Consider the following 15,066-nt stretch of genomic DNA (forward strand, 5'->3'; position numbering starts at 1 on the left):
TGTATTTCGGCGAGCGGGGACTAAGCGTTGAACCGTCGGCGATAGATTTAGAAAACAAAGCATAGCATGCACGGCATATGTTTGGCGTTCGGAAACGGCATGACGGCGGGAGAGTGAAATTTTCAATTCGCAAGTCGCTAAATCCTCAACTTGGTGCGTGACAGCAATCATCCTATCGAGAAGTTTTTTCCATCTCCGGTCGCTGCATGGAATAAGGAATTGGTGCGTTGGATCGCATTTCGGACCGCGTTTTCGTCAAAAAGGACAAGAATAGCACACCGTCTTCCCGCAATTGATTGCTTTTAACAATATAATCGTGATTCTATTGCTGGTAGCGGTTGGAAGAACCCGCGTCGCTTTTAGAGGGCCAGCTTTGAAAGTCAGAGTCATTGGGCACAGCCTCTGTTGATTGAAAGTATCACTAATTGGACACTTTGGTGAGACTAAGCGCCAGCGGAGAGGTTGCTACAACCATTTTTGGGAGAAGTGGCAATCCGAAACCACAGAAGGAACCGCCGTTGCGATGCGCGTAAATTCTACTTAGCCGACAGCATTAAGGCGGTGCATCTACGGGTCAAAAAGGACCGCAATTGAAACGGTAAAACTGTGGCGAAAATGGCGCGGGAGTGTATAGTGGTGCAAAATTGGGTAAGTTTTCTTTCATTTTGGGAAGAGTAAATGGTCGTGGCACGCGCACTGTGCCATAATGGGAATACGAGAATGTTGATGTCGCGGTTGCGCGCCAATTCTGAGTGGCCATGGTTCACATGGCATTAATACTATTCGATATTTAACCAAGGCTAGAACATAGATCTTGGAGGTTTTTTTTGGAGGACGTGAGAATGCGAAGTAATGTGCTGGGGCTGGTTTTAGCCAGAGTTTTCCTTGTTATTCTGGCATTGGCGGTTGGGCTGTCAGAGCCTGTAAACGCTCAGGCTGGTCCGTTTTCAGGTGGCTGGAATCTCCAACCCGAAGCTTCATCCTTGGAGTTTCAATCTGTTAAAAAGCAGACCGTAGTTGAGTCCAGCAGCTTTGCCACATTAGCGGGCACAATCGATGAAAATGGCCTTGCCAAAATGTCGGTGCTGCTTGATTCCGTTGATACGAAAGTTGATTTACGCAATGTTCGGATGCGTTTTCTGTTCTTTGAAACATTCAAATTTCCCGAAGCGACAATCACAACCCAGATCAACCCCGCAGATTTGACCGATTTGGCACAGGTCCGCCGCAAGCAGATCCCGTTGACATATTCGATTGATTTACATGGCGTTTCGAAAACATTTGAAACTGTGGCAACCGTCACGTTGTTGAGTGATGATCTAGTATCAATTGCAAGCCGGACACCGATTTCGGTAGCCGTAGAAGATTTTGATCTCACCGATGGTTTGGCCAAATTGCAAGAGGCAGCAAACGTTGATATCGTCCCGTCGGCGACCATATCGTTTGACTTCTTGTTCGCGCGCGCCACATCGCAAGCTGCCGTGGAACCCATATCATCCGAGCCAGCTAAGCCCGCCTCTGTCGCCCTAGAAGTTGTCGGAAATTTTGATCAGAAAGCCTGTGAAGGGCGTTTTGAAATTCTTTCGCGCACTGGCAGCATCTATTTCTCCTCCGGAAGCGCCCGCCTACAGGACACGAGCGCTCCCTTGCTAAATAGCCTCGCAGAGATCATCGCCCGTTGCCCCGATTTGAAAATCGAGGTCGGCGGTCACACGGATTCTGATGGTGGGGACGCACAGAACGAGCGTCTTTCCCGTTCGAGAGCGGCGTCTGTTGTCGATTATTTGCTCGCTAAAGGCCTTAATCCTGACATGTTGGAAAGCAAAGGTTACGGCGAAAGTAACCCCATTGCCACGAACGATACCAGTGAGGGGAAATCCAAAAACCGCCGGATCGAATTTAAGGTATTAGGTAGCTAAATGAAAAACGTTGTAAGTCCCATTCTTCAATTCCTATCGCGACCCGCCGCTTGGCTTGTGTGTGCTCTGGCATTTTCTATGTCCGCACAGACCAGTTTGGCCGAGCCACGGGTCGCGCTCATCATGGGAAATGGGGCTTACTCATCCGTGACGCAACTCGACAATCCCGTGTCCGACGCGCATCTTATGGAAACTGCGTTGATCGAAAGCGGCTTTGACGTTCGCGTTGTCACCGATGCCTCTCAAATCGACATGAACCGTGCCATTGCACAGTTTGGCCGCGATCTGCGCAGCGGCGGAGAAGAGACAACGGGGCTGTTTTACTACGCAGGGCACGCGGTTCAGTCTTTTGGCTCGAACTTCTTGCTTCCCGTCGACACGCAGCTAACGGATGCTGCCGATTTAAGTTTGGTTGGTGTTCCCGCTGACGCCGTTTTGCGACAAATGTTTTCCGCCAGCAATCGCACGAATATCGTGATTTTGGATGCGTGTCGCAACAATCCCTTTGAGTCAATTCCAGCTTTGAATGACAATGGCCTCGCCGAGATGAACGCCCCGCGGGGCACGTTTTTGGCCTATTCTACGGCACCAGGCGCTGTCGCGCTTGACGGCTTAGACGGAAACAGCCCGTTTACCAAAACCCTCGCAACGGAAATTACACGTGAAGGGGTATCCCTTGAGCAGACATTCAAGAGCGTACGGATTGAAGTTGTTGCGCTTACGAATGGTCAGCAGACGCCTTGGGATACATCTTCGCTCACGTCCGATTTTGCCTTCCGCGCGTCACAGCCTTTGACCCAAGAGCAAGTGCAGGAAAAACAACTCTGGGATTCCGTGCGTCATAGCGACGATCCGGTACCTATCATGTTGTTTTTGCGAGCCTACCCTGCAGGCATATTCACGGTAGAGGCGCGGGATTTGTTGAATGAGATAATGCGCGCCGAGTTGGCGGGTGGCGAGAGTGATACCACTACGGCACAGGTTGCTGCGCCGACCGTTGAGCCTGAAGTCGCTGAGAATACGGGCTCAATTGCGGATGAGGAAGCCTTGATTGGGGCCGCCCAAAGCTCGGGGAAATCCGAGGATTATGAGGCCTATCTTGAAGCTTATCCCAACGGTATCTATGCGGAACTTGCGGGTTTTGAGCAGGATATTCTCGCCCAAAAAGCCGCAGCAGCGGCTGCGCCCGTCGCGGTTCCAGAGAGTTCCGTGGCCGCGGTTGAAAGCTCGCAGCAAGACGTGACGTTTACGACACCACTTACCTCGCAAGATCCAGAGGTGGTTGGTCGAAGCATTGCGCAACTCATTGAGGGATCGCCTGCGTTCCCGCCTTTTGAAGGCTTGCCCGAGGAAGCGTGGAATGGGAAAACGTGCTCCAATTGCCACGAGTGGACTGCTGAAGCGTTGTGCACGCAGGGGAAAACCTACCTCCTAGCCAGCAATGAACGTTCCCTGTCGAAATCGCACCCTTTAGGTGGAGCGTTCAAGCAAGGATTGCGTCATTGGGCTGGGGGCGGATGTTTACCCTAAGCGTGCCACGAGTTACTTCGCGGTTATTGTTCGGCGGTTGAGATGAAAAAATACACCCATTCCCCCTTGAAGTCTTTGTGTTGTTCTCGCGCCTCAGTAACCTGAGCTTTGAGGAATTCGAGATAGTTTTCGGCCGGTTCTTGCAAGGGGCGCGGATCATCATAAAGCACGACAGACGAGGCAAAGGCCGCCGCGATTTCTTGCCCGTATGGGGGCCCGATTGTCAGCTCAAGCGAGGGCTTGTCCCCACGGTCCGTGCCCACCGAAAGGGGGCTTTTGGCGTTAGAAAACTCAAGCGGGACAATCTCGTTGGGTTGGAGATGGATAACCATGCCATCGGCTGTAAAAAAATCGACGTAAACATAGCCGTCGTAGTCGGGTGCCACCAGTTCAAGCGAAAGACGTTGACCCGCGAAATACGTGTAGTTTTGGGCAAATCCAGACGCGCCAATCACACGCGGATTTGTGAGTTGTTCGGTCGATTGGGGAAGGCCCACATCGGCAATACCAGATAGGGCGCTACATTGCGGTCTAGGTAGAATAAGTAATTGATCCGTAACAGGAATTGCACTGCCAATCTGTTGTTTTAATGCGGCCAATACGGGCCCGCGCAAGGCATCTTCAGGAATGTGGCCGCGCAGCTCAAGCTGTCCAGTTTCGGGCAGAAATGTCGCTTGCAAGCGTGCGCAGGGAACGGAGGCCAGAATGGTTGCAATCCCGTCTCGTACTTCACTATGGGCACCACCGGCTTGCATCAGATCACTAGGTTGCATGAACGCCTGAATTGCGCTGAGTGACGCCGCTTCAACCACGGCATTGTCGCCACCAGACCAAGCGAGGGAGGCCTGTCCCTGCTCGGAAGGTATGTCGAGAGAGGCCGAGGGTATAGCTTGATCGGAGGGCGACGTGGAAATGGAGGCTTCGCCTGTCGCGGGGATTGCATTGCTTTCCTGTGCCGGGGCTTTCAATTGTGCGGAGGTTTCACCCCGGGGTTGGGTCGATTTGATGGTCGTTGAGGGCGGAGGTTTTGCGGCCTCCGCTACCGCTTTCGGGAGAGATGTTGCGATCTGTGTTTTCTGGGGAACCACTGGTGCTGTGGGAATTGTCGGTACCTCGGAGGGGCTCGTTTTCTGCGACGGCAATGGCTTGGTCGGCACAGAAAGACCTGCTGTTTGTAGGGTAGCGGCATTTGATTTGGGAAAGGCCCCCAGACCCAGAGTTTTGGAATCGGGTTTGCTTTCATTTGCTGCCTCAGGTGCGGTTTGCGTTTCCTGAGCTGCGACGCGTTTCACGTCTTGTGTTTTGATGTCGATTTGAGATTTAGGGAGGTTTTGTGTCTCAAACGGATCGGGCGTGACGAGATATGCGATGGCTCCGAGCGCCACGAAGTGGAGGGCAACCGAGGCGGCCATGGCGGCCAGCCAGAATGTTTTGGATTGCGTGTTCATGGCATTTCTGGCGTCACAACAAGCACCAAGTCGCGCGCACCGAGGGCTTCAATTTTTGCCATTAACGGCAGGACATGCGCAAGGTCGGCATCCTGATGTGCGTTGATGCGTACCAGCAAGTTCGGATCGTCCGCAAGGCTGACGGACAGTTGTCTAAGCAGGGAGTCCAATGCGGATTCGGCACTGTTCAGAGCGAGTTCCCCTTGCGCACCAATTGAAAGGGTCGCACCGCCACCGGGCATCTCGGTGCCTGTGGTGGAGAAAGCGGGATAAACTGCAAAAGGGGCGGTGGCGTCCATTCGACCGATGAGCATGAAGAAAATGAGCAGGAAAAACACGACATCAATGAGCGGAATGATGGTTTCTGGAGGAAGACGACGGGGGCGACGGGCGAGTTTCATTCGACCGCAGCCAATTGCAAAATGCGCAGTTGAGTGACGCCTGAAGCCGTTATTGTGTCGAGCAGTGACACGAGGGATTGGGTCTTTGCATGGGGCGATGGCCAGATCAAAACGGAAGTATCCGGAAATTGCGCGACCAGGGTGGTTAGGAGCGCGGCGAGGTCGGGGAGGCGCGCTTTCTGCCCTTTAAGGCTGGGCTGCCCGTCAGAATTTAACCGAATGAGCAGTGGGGCATTGGCAGAAGGAGCTCCCTCATTTTCCGGTGTAATTGTGGTGTCAGAGGACTTCACAACGGGGATCATTCCAAGGTTGAGATATGTTGATGTCACCATGAAAAACACCAACATGATTAGCAATACGTCAATCATAGGCACTAAGGATATGATCCTTTTGGGCTCAGTGACTCGCGTAAGTTGCATATCGCTTCCTTCTGAAAATTGGGTGTCGTTTTGACTAGGGTTTCTTTTGGTTCAGTGCAAAAAGCTGGCCTGTTGAGGATTCAATTTGCTGGGCCACCCGCTCGACGCGCGTATTGAGAAGGGCCGCGCCGACGGCCGCAGGAATCGCGACCAAGAGGCCCGCTGCTGTGGTTAAAAGGGCTTGCCAAATACCGGCCGCCAAAAGGGACGCGTTTGCGGCACCCTCCGCCAAAGCGAGTTCCTGAAACGACTGGATCATGCCGAGGACTGTGCCAAGCAGACCCAACAAAGGGCTGATCATGGCGATCAATTCCAAAAGCGGAATGTGCCGCTGCAAGCCGGATATTTCTTGATTGCCGCGCCATTCTAGATCGCCGTCGATGGCATCCGAATTTTGGCCCGATGCTAAAGCCTGCATGGCTACGAGGGTAATGTTGTCAGCAGGTGTCGCCGCTGATTCCATGCATTGAATGGCTGCGCGTTTGTCGCCCGTGGCCCATTTTTCAAGCGCGGCTTTCTGCGCTTCACCATTGGAAATTGTGCCCCGAAGCTGGACGAGTTTGACACCAATGAGCGCCAGAGAACACACCGAAAGAACGAGAAGAACCAGAACGATGGGCCCCCCACTGGTCAAGATTCCGAGGAGCTGTTGCATAGGCTATTTCTCCAGACTGGCGTTGGTGCGGCTGATCAAATCAAGGAGGGGAAAACAATCCATTTCCTCGGCGTTTTGTGGGCGACAAGAGGCAAGCTCATGCAACAAAAGCGCTGATATTCCGTCGCAGGTCGTTTCTGGAATTTCAAACAGTTTCAAAGTCGTGCGCGCGGCTGGAAGCGGGGCCGCGTCGATTGTGAGGAGGCGATCAATAACCCCTTCATTGTTGAGAACGGCGAAGGACATTTCAAAACCTTCGAAAGTCAGATCCGTCTGGTTGCGAAAGAGGAAGAAGGCTTGGCATCCTCCATTCTCATTTGATTCAAATTTATTCAACTCAATTGAGAGCTGTCCTGTATCCGCGCGGGTGAGTGTGGGATGCGCGAACATTGAAGATGCAATTGCGCCTGCTATTAAAGCAGCGGTACGAAAAGAATTCATGGATTAGGCTCCTCTACCTCGGTCCTTTTCACGATGCGTGGAGAGACTCGGAGCGGTCAAGGAATATTTTCTCTCTCATTCATCAGATAACTTCTGGAAATGTTTGATTTATCTGATAGCGTAAGGGCTGATATTGCGAACAAGACCCGCAGGAGTTCAAACTCGTGCTTATATAAAACTATTTTCATGAGCTAATTGGCTCTTTTATAATAATATTCCGGAGCGGTGTTTTGCGGTCCTGCACCTCAAAAAGATTGTACTGTAATCTGGTTTAATAATAGATTTGGGGTTCTGTGAGCCCAAATTGTCGGGGGAGTCTGATTTGAATTCGCTTTTAGTAAACTTCGGAGATGATGCTCCGAGTGGTGAAGATTTAGAATATGACGCTATTTTTGCCTCCTTGCTGCTTGCGGTACAGCCCGGCGAAGAGCGTCAAGTTGGAGATCAGATCATTGAGGCGGAGGCGCCCAAAGACGCGGAAATAATTGAAAAAGCGACGGCCGTTTTGGAGCGTAGTCACGATTTGCGTGCGGCTGTGTATCTGGCGGCCTCTCGTGTGCGCACGCAGGGCTTTGAAGGACTTGCGGATGTCACGGGCTATATTCGGGGCTGTTTGGAGCAGTATTGGGAAAGCTGCCATCCACAGTTGGATGACGAAGATGATGATGATCCGACGCTGCGTGTGAATACAATTTTGGGAATGTCTGATTCCGATATGATGCTCAAATGGATTCGCCTCGCGCCTCTGACTATGAGTCAGGCGTTTGGACGCATTTCGTTGCGCGATATTGCGATTTCAGAGGGTGAGGCCACGGCCTCTGCGGGCGCTGAGCAGACGCTCGATGCCGCTGGGATTTCTGCAGCATTTCAAGACACTGACAGTGAAGAATTGAGGCTCATTTACGATAGCGCCCTTGCCGTACTTGAAGACGTGCGCGCGATTGACGGTATCTTTGATGAGAAAATTCCGGGCCTTGGTCCTGATCTTTCGCCCCTAGTGAAGATGGTCAATCGTGCCGTGGTGCGGTTGGGCAATGAGGTTGGCGCGGACGTTGAAGAAATCGCAGAAGAAGTTGAGGAGGGCGGCGTCGCGCCCGTCAAGGCAACCTCTGCGCCCGCTGGTACAATTTCAACACGCCGAGATGTCGAAAATGCAATCGACAGGATTCTGGCCTATTATTCGGCCAACGAACCCTCCAGCCCCGTCCCGGTAATGTTGCACCGCGCCAAACGTTTGATTGGCGCTGATTTCTTGACCATCATGAAGGATATGGCCCCTGACGGAGTTGATAATGTCATGCGGGTTGGGGGGATTTCCGACGAAGAATAACAAGGCCGAGGCACTTTGCCGCCACGAGTGCCCGAAAGTGAAAATGTACCGCTAAGTCCAACAAAACGGAGAAATATATGTCAAGTTCACAGAAGTTTATTGCGCGAAATCGAGCGCCACGCGTACAGATCGAATACGATGTTGAATTGTATGGTGCCGAGAAAAAAGTTCAACTTCCTTTCGTTATGGGCGTTATGTCGGACCTCGCTGGAAAATCGGAAGTGCCGCAACCCGGCATTGCTGACCGAAAGTTCCTGGAAATCGACGTTGATAATTTTGATAGCCGCATGAAGGCGATGAAGCCACGCGCTGCATTCTCCGTTCCTAATACCCTAACAGGCGAAGGCAATATGTCGGTTGATTTGTCGTTTGAAAGCATGGACGAATTTTCACCCGGTGCCATTGCCGCCAAGGTCGCGCCGCTCAAAGCGTTGATGGATGCGCGCAACGAATTGTCAAACCTGATGACATACATGGATGGCAAGCCTGGCGCCGAAGAATTGATCGCCGACGCAATGAATAATCCTGAACTTCTGAAATCTCTGGCGGCAATTCCTGCTGCTACAGATGCAGACGCAGGGGAGGAATAACCCATGGCTGAAGAAGCAAAAGTCGACGAAGTTGGCGCGACACAAACTCAAGAAGCCGATTTCGCGAGCCTGTTGACCAAAGAATTTAAGCCGCGCACTGATACTGCAAAATCTGCGGTCGAAACTGCGGTTAAAACACTTGCGCAACATGCGCTTGCGAACACGGGTCTGATTTCTGACGATGTACTTCAATCGATTGAATCTATCATCTCCGAAATTGACAAAAAACTGTCCGTTCAGATCAATGCGATCATTCACAACGAAGAATACCAGCAGTTGGAAAGCGCATGGCGCGGCCTTCATCATCTGGTGAATAACACTGAGACAGACGAGAACTTGAAAATTCGCGTCATGAATATCTCGAAAAAGGATTTGCACAAAACGCTCCGCAAATTCAAAGGCGCAGCTTGGGATCAATCACCGATCTTCAAGAAGCTCTACGAGGAAGAATTCGGTCAGTTTGGCGGCGAGCCTTATGGCTGTTTGGTTGGCGATTACCACTTCAACCACTCCGCTCCAGATGTTGAGCTTCTTGGCGAAATGGCCAAAGTCGCCGCAGCGGCACACGCGCCGTTCATCACGGGCGCTGACCCTTCTTTGATGCAGTTTGAAAGCTGGCAGGAATTGGCGAATCCACGTGATTTGACCAAGATCACCGGCACACCTGAATATGCCGCGTGGAATTCCCTCCGCAAATCAGAAGATTCAAAATACCTTGGCCTGACAATGCCACGTTTCCTTGGCCGCCAGCCCTATGGCGCGAATTCCAATCCTGTCGAGGAATTTGCCTTCGAAGAAGACACTGGCAATGCTGAATCCGAAAACTTTGCTTGGGTAAATGCGGCTTATGGCATGGCAACCAATATCAACCGTTCCTTCAAGGAATATGGCTGGTGTAGTCGTATCCGGGGCGTTGAATCCGGCGGGACAGTTGACAATTTGCCAACACACACCTTCCCAACGGATGACGGCGGCGTTGATATGAAATGCCCAACCGAAATCGGTATTTCGGATCGTCGCGAAGCAGAGCTTGCCAAAGGCGGGTTGATGCCTCTTATCCACCGTAAGAATACAGATATGGCGGCCTTTATTGGCGCGCAATCTCTGCATCTTCCGGCGGAATATGATGATCCGGATGCGACATCAAACGCAAACCTTGCGGCACGTTTGCCATATCTTTTTGCGACATGTCGTTTTGCACACTACTTGAAGTGTATGGTGCGTGACAAGGTCGGGTCGTACAAAAGCCGCGAAGATATGCAGCTCTTTTTACAAAAATGGATCGACCAATATATCGACCACTCGTCGAATATCTCAAGCGAGGGCGAAAAAGCCCGCAAGCCGCTTGCAGCAGCAAGTGTTGTGGTTGAAGAAGTCGAAGGAAATCCAGGGTACTACACTTCGAAATTTTTCTTGCGGCCGCATTACCAACTTGAAGGCCTTTCGGCTTCTTTGCGGTTAGTTTCAAAGCTACCGTCAGAAAAATCCTGACCTTTGGCGCGCCAAAATCGGCGCGTCATCCATCATTTTTACCGCGGAATTTACCGCAAAATTAGTTTAGGAGAATACACATGGCATTAGACATGTTTCTTGATATCGAAGGCGAAATCACAGGCGAGTCAAAAGATGGCACGCATAAAGGTGAGATCGATGTTCTTGCGTGGTCATGGGGAATAAGCAACGCAGGTAGCTTTCACAGCGGCGGCGGCGGTGGCTCGGGCAAAGCAAACTTTCAAGACATAAGCGTTACGAAATGGCTCGATTTGTCATCGCCAATTCTCCAGCTCTATTGCGCGAATGGTGACCATTTTCCTTCGGCGACTCTGACTGTTCGCAAGGCTGGTAAAAAGCCTCTCGAGTATATGATCATCAAAATGGAAAACGTGTTGGTTACTTCTGTAAGCAGTGGCGGTTCGGGCGGAGAAGACCGTTTGACAGAAAATGTCTCATTCAATTTTGAGAAATTTGAAGTGAAATACACTGAGCAAAAAGACACTGGCGAATCCGGCACAGTCAAAGAGTTCAAGTGGAACATTGGTGCAAACGAACCCAAATAGGGTTTGTTTTAGGAAATACGTCGCCCCAAAATCTTGGGGCGACGACCTTATTTTTAGAGAATTCTAGGGGAGAACGCTTTTGACCGCCGATGCAAGAGAGTTGTTACAAGCTAACGATTTGCGGGGCGCCCTCGATGCGCTTCAGTCCGCAGTTCGCGCCAATCCCGGTGACGCAAAATTGCGGATTTTCCTGTTTCAATTGCTATGTGTGATGGGTGACTGGAAACGTGCCGTGGCACAGTTGAAACTGTCTGCCGAGCTTGACCCTATCGCCATTCCAATGGCACAGGCCTATCGCGAGGCGATCATTTGCGAAGTATTTCGCGAAAAGGTTTTCGCCGGCGAGAAAGACCCCCTCATTTTTGGCGACCCGGTTCAATGGGTCGCGCTGATGATCGAGGCGAACAAAGCCTTGGCCCTCGGGAATGCCGGACAGGCCGCGGATTTACGCGGCAAAGCCTTTGACCTTGTGCCGGATATGGGCGGCGTCATTAACGGCCAGCGATTTGAGTGGATCGCGGATGCGGATATGCGGCTTGGCCCTATCTTGGAAATCATCGTCAACGGGCGATATTTTTGGATGCCGTTTAGTGCCATCCGTACCATGACCGTTGAAGCGCCCGAAGATCTACGGGATTCTGTGTGGACCGCTGCGCAACTCACTGTTCAAAATGGCGGCGAGTTTGTTGCCTTGATTCCAACCCGTTATACGGGAACTTACCAATCGGGCGACGATGCCGCCATGCTTTCACGCGCAACAACATGGTCGGACCTTGGGTCGGAGACGTTTGTCGGAAACGGACAGCGTTTGATAACGACGGATGCTTCGGAAACCCCGCTGATGGATCTGCGTTCCCTTGAAATGGATGCGCTACCGGTTGGCGAGGGGGAAACCGATGGCTGATAAGACCATAACAGAGAGATTGCAGCCCTCTTTGTTAGATCGATTGACCGATCTTGAGCCTGAAAACAAGAACGAGACCCATGATGCGCGGGTGATCAATTTACGGCGGTTGCGCGACATCATTCGGCGTGACCTTGCATGGCTGTTGAATTGCAATAATCTGGACACGATCATTGATGAAGACGAGCATCCTCAGGTGCGTAAATCGGTACTAAATTACGGTGTCAGGGAAGTATCGGGCGACTTTTCAACAGAGAAAAGAGCCGCAGAAATTCGCAAGTCGATTCATCGTGCGATCACCCTTTTTGAGCCTCGTATCAAAGAGGGTACTTTGGAAATTTTGGAACGTAAGAACAAAGATGGCAGTCAGACGATTGTTGAGTTCGACATTCGTGCGGACATGTGGGCACAGCCCCTTCCGATGGAGTTGTACCTTCGGTCACAGGTTGATTTGACAACAGGTCAGTTACAGTTGGAAAGCGATTAATAGGACAGAATGGACACACGCCTTCTTAAACACTACGAACAAGAGCTGACATTTTTGCGCGAGATGGGGGCGGAGTTTGCCGATTCCTATCCAAAAATCGCAGCGCGTTTGGGCATGGATGGTGTCGAAGTTCTAGACCCCTATGTTGAGCGGTTGCTTGAGGGAAGTGCCTTTCTGTCGGCGCGGGTGCAGCTTGAACTCGAGATGCAATATCCGGCGTTTACCAGTCATTTGCTCGAAATTATCTACCCGCATTATCTCGCGCCAATTCCGTCGATGATGGTTGCGCAACTCCAGCCCGATATGGAGAATGCGTCGCTTGCAGATGGTCACGTCATGCCCCGCAACACACGGCTTCGGTCGCGGTTAACCAATGGATTACAGACGGCCTGCGAATTTCGAACCGCTGCCGAAATGACTTTGTGGCCCATTGAAATATCTGAGGCCGAATACATTGATGGGCGCGGCGCGTTGGTTGCCGCTGGGGTTGCGTCAAATATCGAGGCGCGCGCAGCGATTAGGCTACGGATTAAACGCCACGGAAATGCCCCCATAGGTGAATTGGGGCTGGACCGTTTGAACCTGTTTTTGGGTGGGAAAGGTGCGCTGGGCTGGCAGTTGCATCAGCTTTTGTGCACTGAAAACACAGGCATCGTTGCGCGCTCTACGGATCCGCGTGCGGATTGGACCAAGCCCCTTAAGTCGCGGGTTGAGCCACTTGGTTTTTCGCGGGAGGAAGCCCTCTTGCCAACCCCGCGTCAATCCTTTGATGGATACCGTTTGTTGCAAGAGTATTTTGCAATGCCGGAGCGGTTTCATTTTCTTGAAATCGGCGATCTTTCGGCGGGGCTGTCCCGTGCGGTTGGCGACGCAATGGATGTCTATATCTTGCTGCGAGACGGGAAGCCGGAAATCGAATCTGGGGTAACGCCAGAGGCGTTTTCCCTCAATTGTGTGCCTGCGATCAACCTGTTTGAAAAGCGATGTGATCGGGTTCAGGTTTCGAGCAATAACGTTGAACATCATGTTGTGGCGGATCGCACTTCAGGCCAAAGTTTTGAAATATATTCCCTGTTGAACGTGATGGGCATTCGCGCTGAGGGCCAAGAGGATATTGAACTGCGGCCATTTTATTCCGCGGATGACTTCTCTCCGGCGGGCGACCAGCATGCGTCGTTTTATACAATAAAACGCAAAATGCGGCAGCGTACGGAAAAAGAGCGCCTCAAGGGTGCGCGGACAAGTTACTTAGGTTCCGAAGCCTATCTCACTTTGGTCGACGCGAACCAGGCTCCTTATAGTGCCGAAATGTCACAACTTTCGGCGCGTGCGATGGTTACAAATCGCGACCTGCCGATCCTACTCCCAACTGGCGAAACCGATCTGTTTCACCTGCCCGACGGCGGGCCCGTGAGCATGGTGCGCACCCCCATAAATCCCACGCGTCCCCGTCCGACATTGGCACAAGGCGACGCGGCGTGGCGGCTTATCAGTCACCTTAGTTTGAATTATTTGTCGATCGCCGATACCGACACGGGCGAAGGCGCCGCCGCATTGCGGGAATTGGTTGGCCTTTATGCACCCAAAGGGGATCGCGCGACCAACAAGCAATTGGAGGGGATTACTTCGGTTTCAAGTCGCCCGATTGTGCGGCGAATAAGTGACGGCGGCCTGTCCACCGCCGTGCGTGGTTTGGAAATCAAGCTCGAAATGGACGAGAGCTTTTTTGAAGGTGCGAGCGTTTATTTACTCGGCTCGGTTTTGGAGCGTTTCTTTCGTAAATATGTGACAATCAACAGCTTCACGGAAACGGTTCTCACAACCCAGCAAAATGGCGAAATCGCCCGTTGGCGTCCGGAAACCGGACTGGGGAGGGTGATTTGACGCATTTCGAAAACCTCACAGAATCCCCAGAGTCCCACCATATTTTCCTCGCGCTGCGGATCATCGAAGCGCAGTTTCCCGACTCACCAGAGCTTGGGCGCTCACGGCGTCCGCGCGAAGATGCGGTGCGTTTGGGTCAAGAGGCGCGCATGGCGTTTCCACCAACGACGATCCGCTCATTTACCCCACCAGATGCCAACGGTCCGGCGCAATTGATCAATCGGTTCTTCGGCTTTTTCGGCCCGAACGGCCCACTACCTGTGCACCTGACGGAGTATGCGCGCGAACGCCAAATCAACAATCGAGACCCATCTTTCGTTGCCTTTGCGAATATGCTGACGCATCGATTGATGAGCTTGTTATACCGCGCATGGGTCACGGGGCAGCCTGCAGTAGATTTTGATCGGGGAAGCGATTCCGAGTTCGAAAGCCACGTCGCAGCGCTCGCTGGATTGCACGGCGAACACCTGCGCAACCGAGATGCGATGCCCGACCTATCCAAACGCCATTTCTCCGGCCAATTGGCGCAGGGAGCGAAAAATGCTGAGGGGCTGGTTGCGCTGCTTTCGAGTTTTTTTCACGCGAAGTTTCATTTGCAGGAATTTGTCGGCAGTTGGCTTGAGCTTGAACCAGAAGATCGCTGGCAACTTGGCGCGCCCGGTGGGCTTGGGCAAACTACAAGTGTTGGCACGCGGGTATGGTCTCGGGCGGCTAAGTTCCGGCTAATTGTCGGACCGGTTTCCCTTGAGGAATACAAACGATTGATGCCGGGCAGCATGGCGATTGAAAAACTGGTGGCGATTGTGCGCAACTATGTGGGCGATGTGTTGGATTGGGATGTGAACATTATTCTGCGCGGGGACCAAGTGCCCGCGATGATTTTAGGCCAAGATGCGCGCTTGGGGTATACGACGTGGGTCGGCGAGCGTGACACGAATAAAGATGCAGGTGAATTGTATCTAGAACCGAGAAATTTACAAAAAAACTAGCAGCCGGAATTT

15 protein-coding genes are annotated in these 15,066 nt (G+C 52.1%); 10 read left to right on the plus strand and 5 right to left on the minus strand.

The window, feature by feature from the left end; translation table 11 throughout:
• The first annotated feature begins 842 nt into the window (after window positions 1-842).
• Both AB9F27_RS16110 and AB9F27_RS16115 read left to right on the plus strand, forming a co-directional pair.
• Entirely contained in the window at window positions 843-1,919 is a 1,077-nt protein-coding gene (locus AB9F27_RS16110) for an OmpA family protein (protein WP_335586707.1), read from the plus strand.
• A gap of 78 nt (window positions 1,920-1,997) precedes the next feature.
• Window positions 1,998-3,449: a caspase family protein gene (locus tag AB9F27_RS16115; protein ID WP_335586706.1), complete on the plus strand. Its 1,452-nt coding sequence runs from the start codon at window positions 1,998-2,000 to the stop codon at window positions 3,447-3,449.
• 23 nt (window positions 3,450-3,472) lie between these two features.
• Here AB9F27_RS16115 and AB9F27_RS16120 read toward each other — a convergent pair whose 3' ends face one another.
• From AB9F27_RS16120 to AB9F27_RS16140, 5 genes are read right to left on the minus strand one after another with little or no spacing between them, the layout of a single operon-like run.
• A complete protein-coding gene (locus AB9F27_RS16120; RefSeq protein WP_335586705.1) occupies window positions 3,473-4,897 on the minus strand; it encodes a DUF4384 domain-containing protein in 1,425 nt (474 codons plus the stop codon).
• On the minus strand, window positions 4,894-5,298 hold the full coding sequence (locus AB9F27_RS16125) for a biopolymer transporter ExbD (protein ID WP_335586704.1): 405 nt from the start codon (window positions 5,296-5,298) through the stop codon (window positions 4,894-4,896). Before AB9F27_RS16125 ends, AB9F27_RS16120 begins: the two co-directional genes overlap by 4 nt.
• Window positions 5,295-5,717 carry a biopolymer transporter ExbD gene (locus tag AB9F27_RS16130; protein ID WP_335586703.1) on the minus strand — a complete coding sequence of 141 codons (423 nt, stop codon included), beginning with the start codon at window positions 5,715-5,717 and terminating at the stop codon, window positions 5,295-5,297. Before AB9F27_RS16130 ends, AB9F27_RS16125 begins: the two co-directional genes overlap by 4 nt.
• Before the next feature lie 34 nt (window positions 5,718-5,751).
• On the minus strand, window positions 5,752-6,372 hold the full coding sequence (locus AB9F27_RS16135; RefSeq protein ID WP_335586702.1) for a MotA/TolQ/ExbB proton channel family protein: 621 nt from the start codon (window positions 6,370-6,372) through the stop codon (window positions 5,752-5,754).
• A gap of 3 nt (window positions 6,373-6,375) precedes the next feature.
• On the minus strand, window positions 6,376-6,813 hold the full coding sequence (locus tag AB9F27_RS16140) for a hypothetical protein (protein WP_335586701.1): 438 nt from the start codon (window positions 6,811-6,813) through the stop codon (window positions 6,376-6,378).
• A gap of 322 nt (window positions 6,814-7,135) precedes the next feature.
• On the opposite strand from AB9F27_RS16140, the gene tssA reads away from it, so the two are divergent.
• From tssA to tssG, 8 genes are all read left to right on the plus strand, one after another.
• Window positions 7,136-8,143, plus strand: a complete 1,008-nt coding sequence (tssA, locus tag AB9F27_RS16145; protein ID WP_335586700.1) for a type VI secretion system protein TssA — start codon at window positions 7,136-7,138, stop codon at window positions 8,141-8,143.
• A gap of 77 nt (window positions 8,144-8,220) precedes the next feature.
• Entirely contained in the window at window positions 8,221-8,733 is a 513-nt protein-coding gene (tssB, locus tag AB9F27_RS16150; protein ID WP_039002360.1) for a type VI secretion system contractile sheath small subunit, read from the plus strand.
• A 3-nt stretch (window positions 8,734-8,736) separates the two neighbouring features.
• Window positions 8,737-10,224: a type VI secretion system contractile sheath large subunit gene (gene tssC / locus AB9F27_RS16155; RefSeq protein ID WP_369756298.1), complete on the plus strand. Its 1,488-nt coding sequence runs from the start codon at window positions 8,737-8,739 to the stop codon at window positions 10,222-10,224.
• An 80-nt stretch (window positions 10,225-10,304) separates the two neighbouring features.
• A complete protein-coding gene (locus AB9F27_RS16160) occupies window positions 10,305-10,790 on the plus strand; it encodes a type VI secretion system tube protein Hcp (RefSeq protein WP_335586829.1) in 486 nt (161 codons plus the stop codon).
• 79 nt (window positions 10,791-10,869) lie between these two features.
• The gene (locus AB9F27_RS16165) at window positions 10,870-11,694 is read left to right on the plus strand and encodes a type VI secretion system accessory protein TagJ (RefSeq protein WP_039002363.1); all 825 of its coding nucleotides are present in this window, start codon (window positions 10,870-10,872) and stop codon (window positions 11,692-11,694) included.
• Window positions 11,687-12,181: a type VI secretion system baseplate subunit TssE gene (tssE, locus tag AB9F27_RS16170; protein ID WP_335586828.1), complete on the plus strand. Its 495-nt coding sequence runs from the start codon at window positions 11,687-11,689 to the stop codon at window positions 12,179-12,181. The genes AB9F27_RS16165 and tssE overlap by 8 nt, the downstream gene beginning before the upstream one ends.
• A 9-nt stretch (window positions 12,182-12,190) precedes the next feature.
• The gene (tssF, locus tag AB9F27_RS16175) at window positions 12,191-14,065 is read left to right on the plus strand and encodes a type VI secretion system baseplate subunit TssF (RefSeq protein WP_335586827.1); all 1,875 of its coding nucleotides are present in this window, start codon (window positions 12,191-12,193) and stop codon (window positions 14,063-14,065) included.
• On the plus strand, window positions 14,062-15,054 hold the full coding sequence (tssG, locus tag AB9F27_RS16180) for a type VI secretion system baseplate subunit TssG (RefSeq protein WP_335586826.1): 993 nt from the start codon (window positions 14,062-14,064) through the stop codon (window positions 15,052-15,054). The genes tssF and tssG overlap by 4 nt, the downstream gene beginning before the upstream one ends.
• The last annotated feature ends 12 nt before the right edge of the window (window positions 15,055-15,066 follow it).

Origin of the sequence: Falsihalocynthiibacter sp. CO-5D18, assembly GCF_041205445.1 — a bacterium.
Lineage (GTDB): Bacteria > Pseudomonadota > Alphaproteobacteria > Rhodobacterales > Rhodobacteraceae > Falsihalocynthiibacter > Falsihalocynthiibacter arcticus.

Bases quoted from the DNA above. Each gene is read 5' to 3' on its own strand.
- tssF (WP_335586827.1), top strand. From the start codon at position 12,191: ATGGACACACGCCTTCTTAAACACTACGAACAAGAGCTGACATTTTTG.
- tssB (WP_039002360.1), top strand. From the start codon at position 8,221: ATGTCAAGTTCACAGAAGTTTATTGCGCGAAATCGAGCGCCACGCGTA.
- AB9F27_RS16125 (WP_335586704.1), bottom strand. From the start codon at position 5,298: ATGAAACTCGCCCGTCGCCCCCGTCGTCTTCCTCCAGAAACCATCATT.
- AB9F27_RS16130 (WP_335586703.1), bottom strand. From the start codon at position 5,717: ATGCAACTTACGCGAGTCACTGAGCCCAAAAGGATCATATCCTTAGTG.
- tssC (WP_369756298.1), top strand. From the start codon at position 8,737: ATGGCTGAAGAAGCAAAAGTCGACGAAGTTGGCGCGACACAAACTCAA.
- AB9F27_RS16135 (WP_335586702.1), bottom strand. From the start codon at position 6,372: ATGCAACAGCTCCTCGGAATCTTGACCAGTGGGGGGCCCATCGTTCTG.
- AB9F27_RS16140 (WP_335586701.1), bottom strand. From the start codon at position 6,813: ATGAATTCTTTTCGTACCGCTGCTTTAATAGCAGGCGCAATTGCATCT.
- tssE (WP_335586828.1), top strand. From the start codon at position 11,687: ATGGCTGATAAGACCATAACAGAGAGATTGCAGCCCTCTTTGTTAGAT.
- AB9F27_RS16120 (WP_335586705.1), bottom strand. From the start codon at position 4,897: ATGAACACGCAATCCAAAACATTCTGGCTGGCCGCCATGGCCGCCTCG.
- AB9F27_RS16110 (WP_335586707.1), top strand. From the start codon at position 843: ATGCGAAGTAATGTGCTGGGGCTGGTTTTAGCCAGAGTTTTCCTTGTT.
- AB9F27_RS16115 (WP_335586706.1), top strand. From the start codon at position 1,998: ATGTCCGCACAGACCAGTTTGGCCGAGCCACGGGTCGCGCTCATCATG.
- AB9F27_RS16160 (WP_335586829.1), top strand. From the start codon at position 10,305: ATGGCATTAGACATGTTTCTTGATATCGAAGGCGAAATCACAGGCGAG.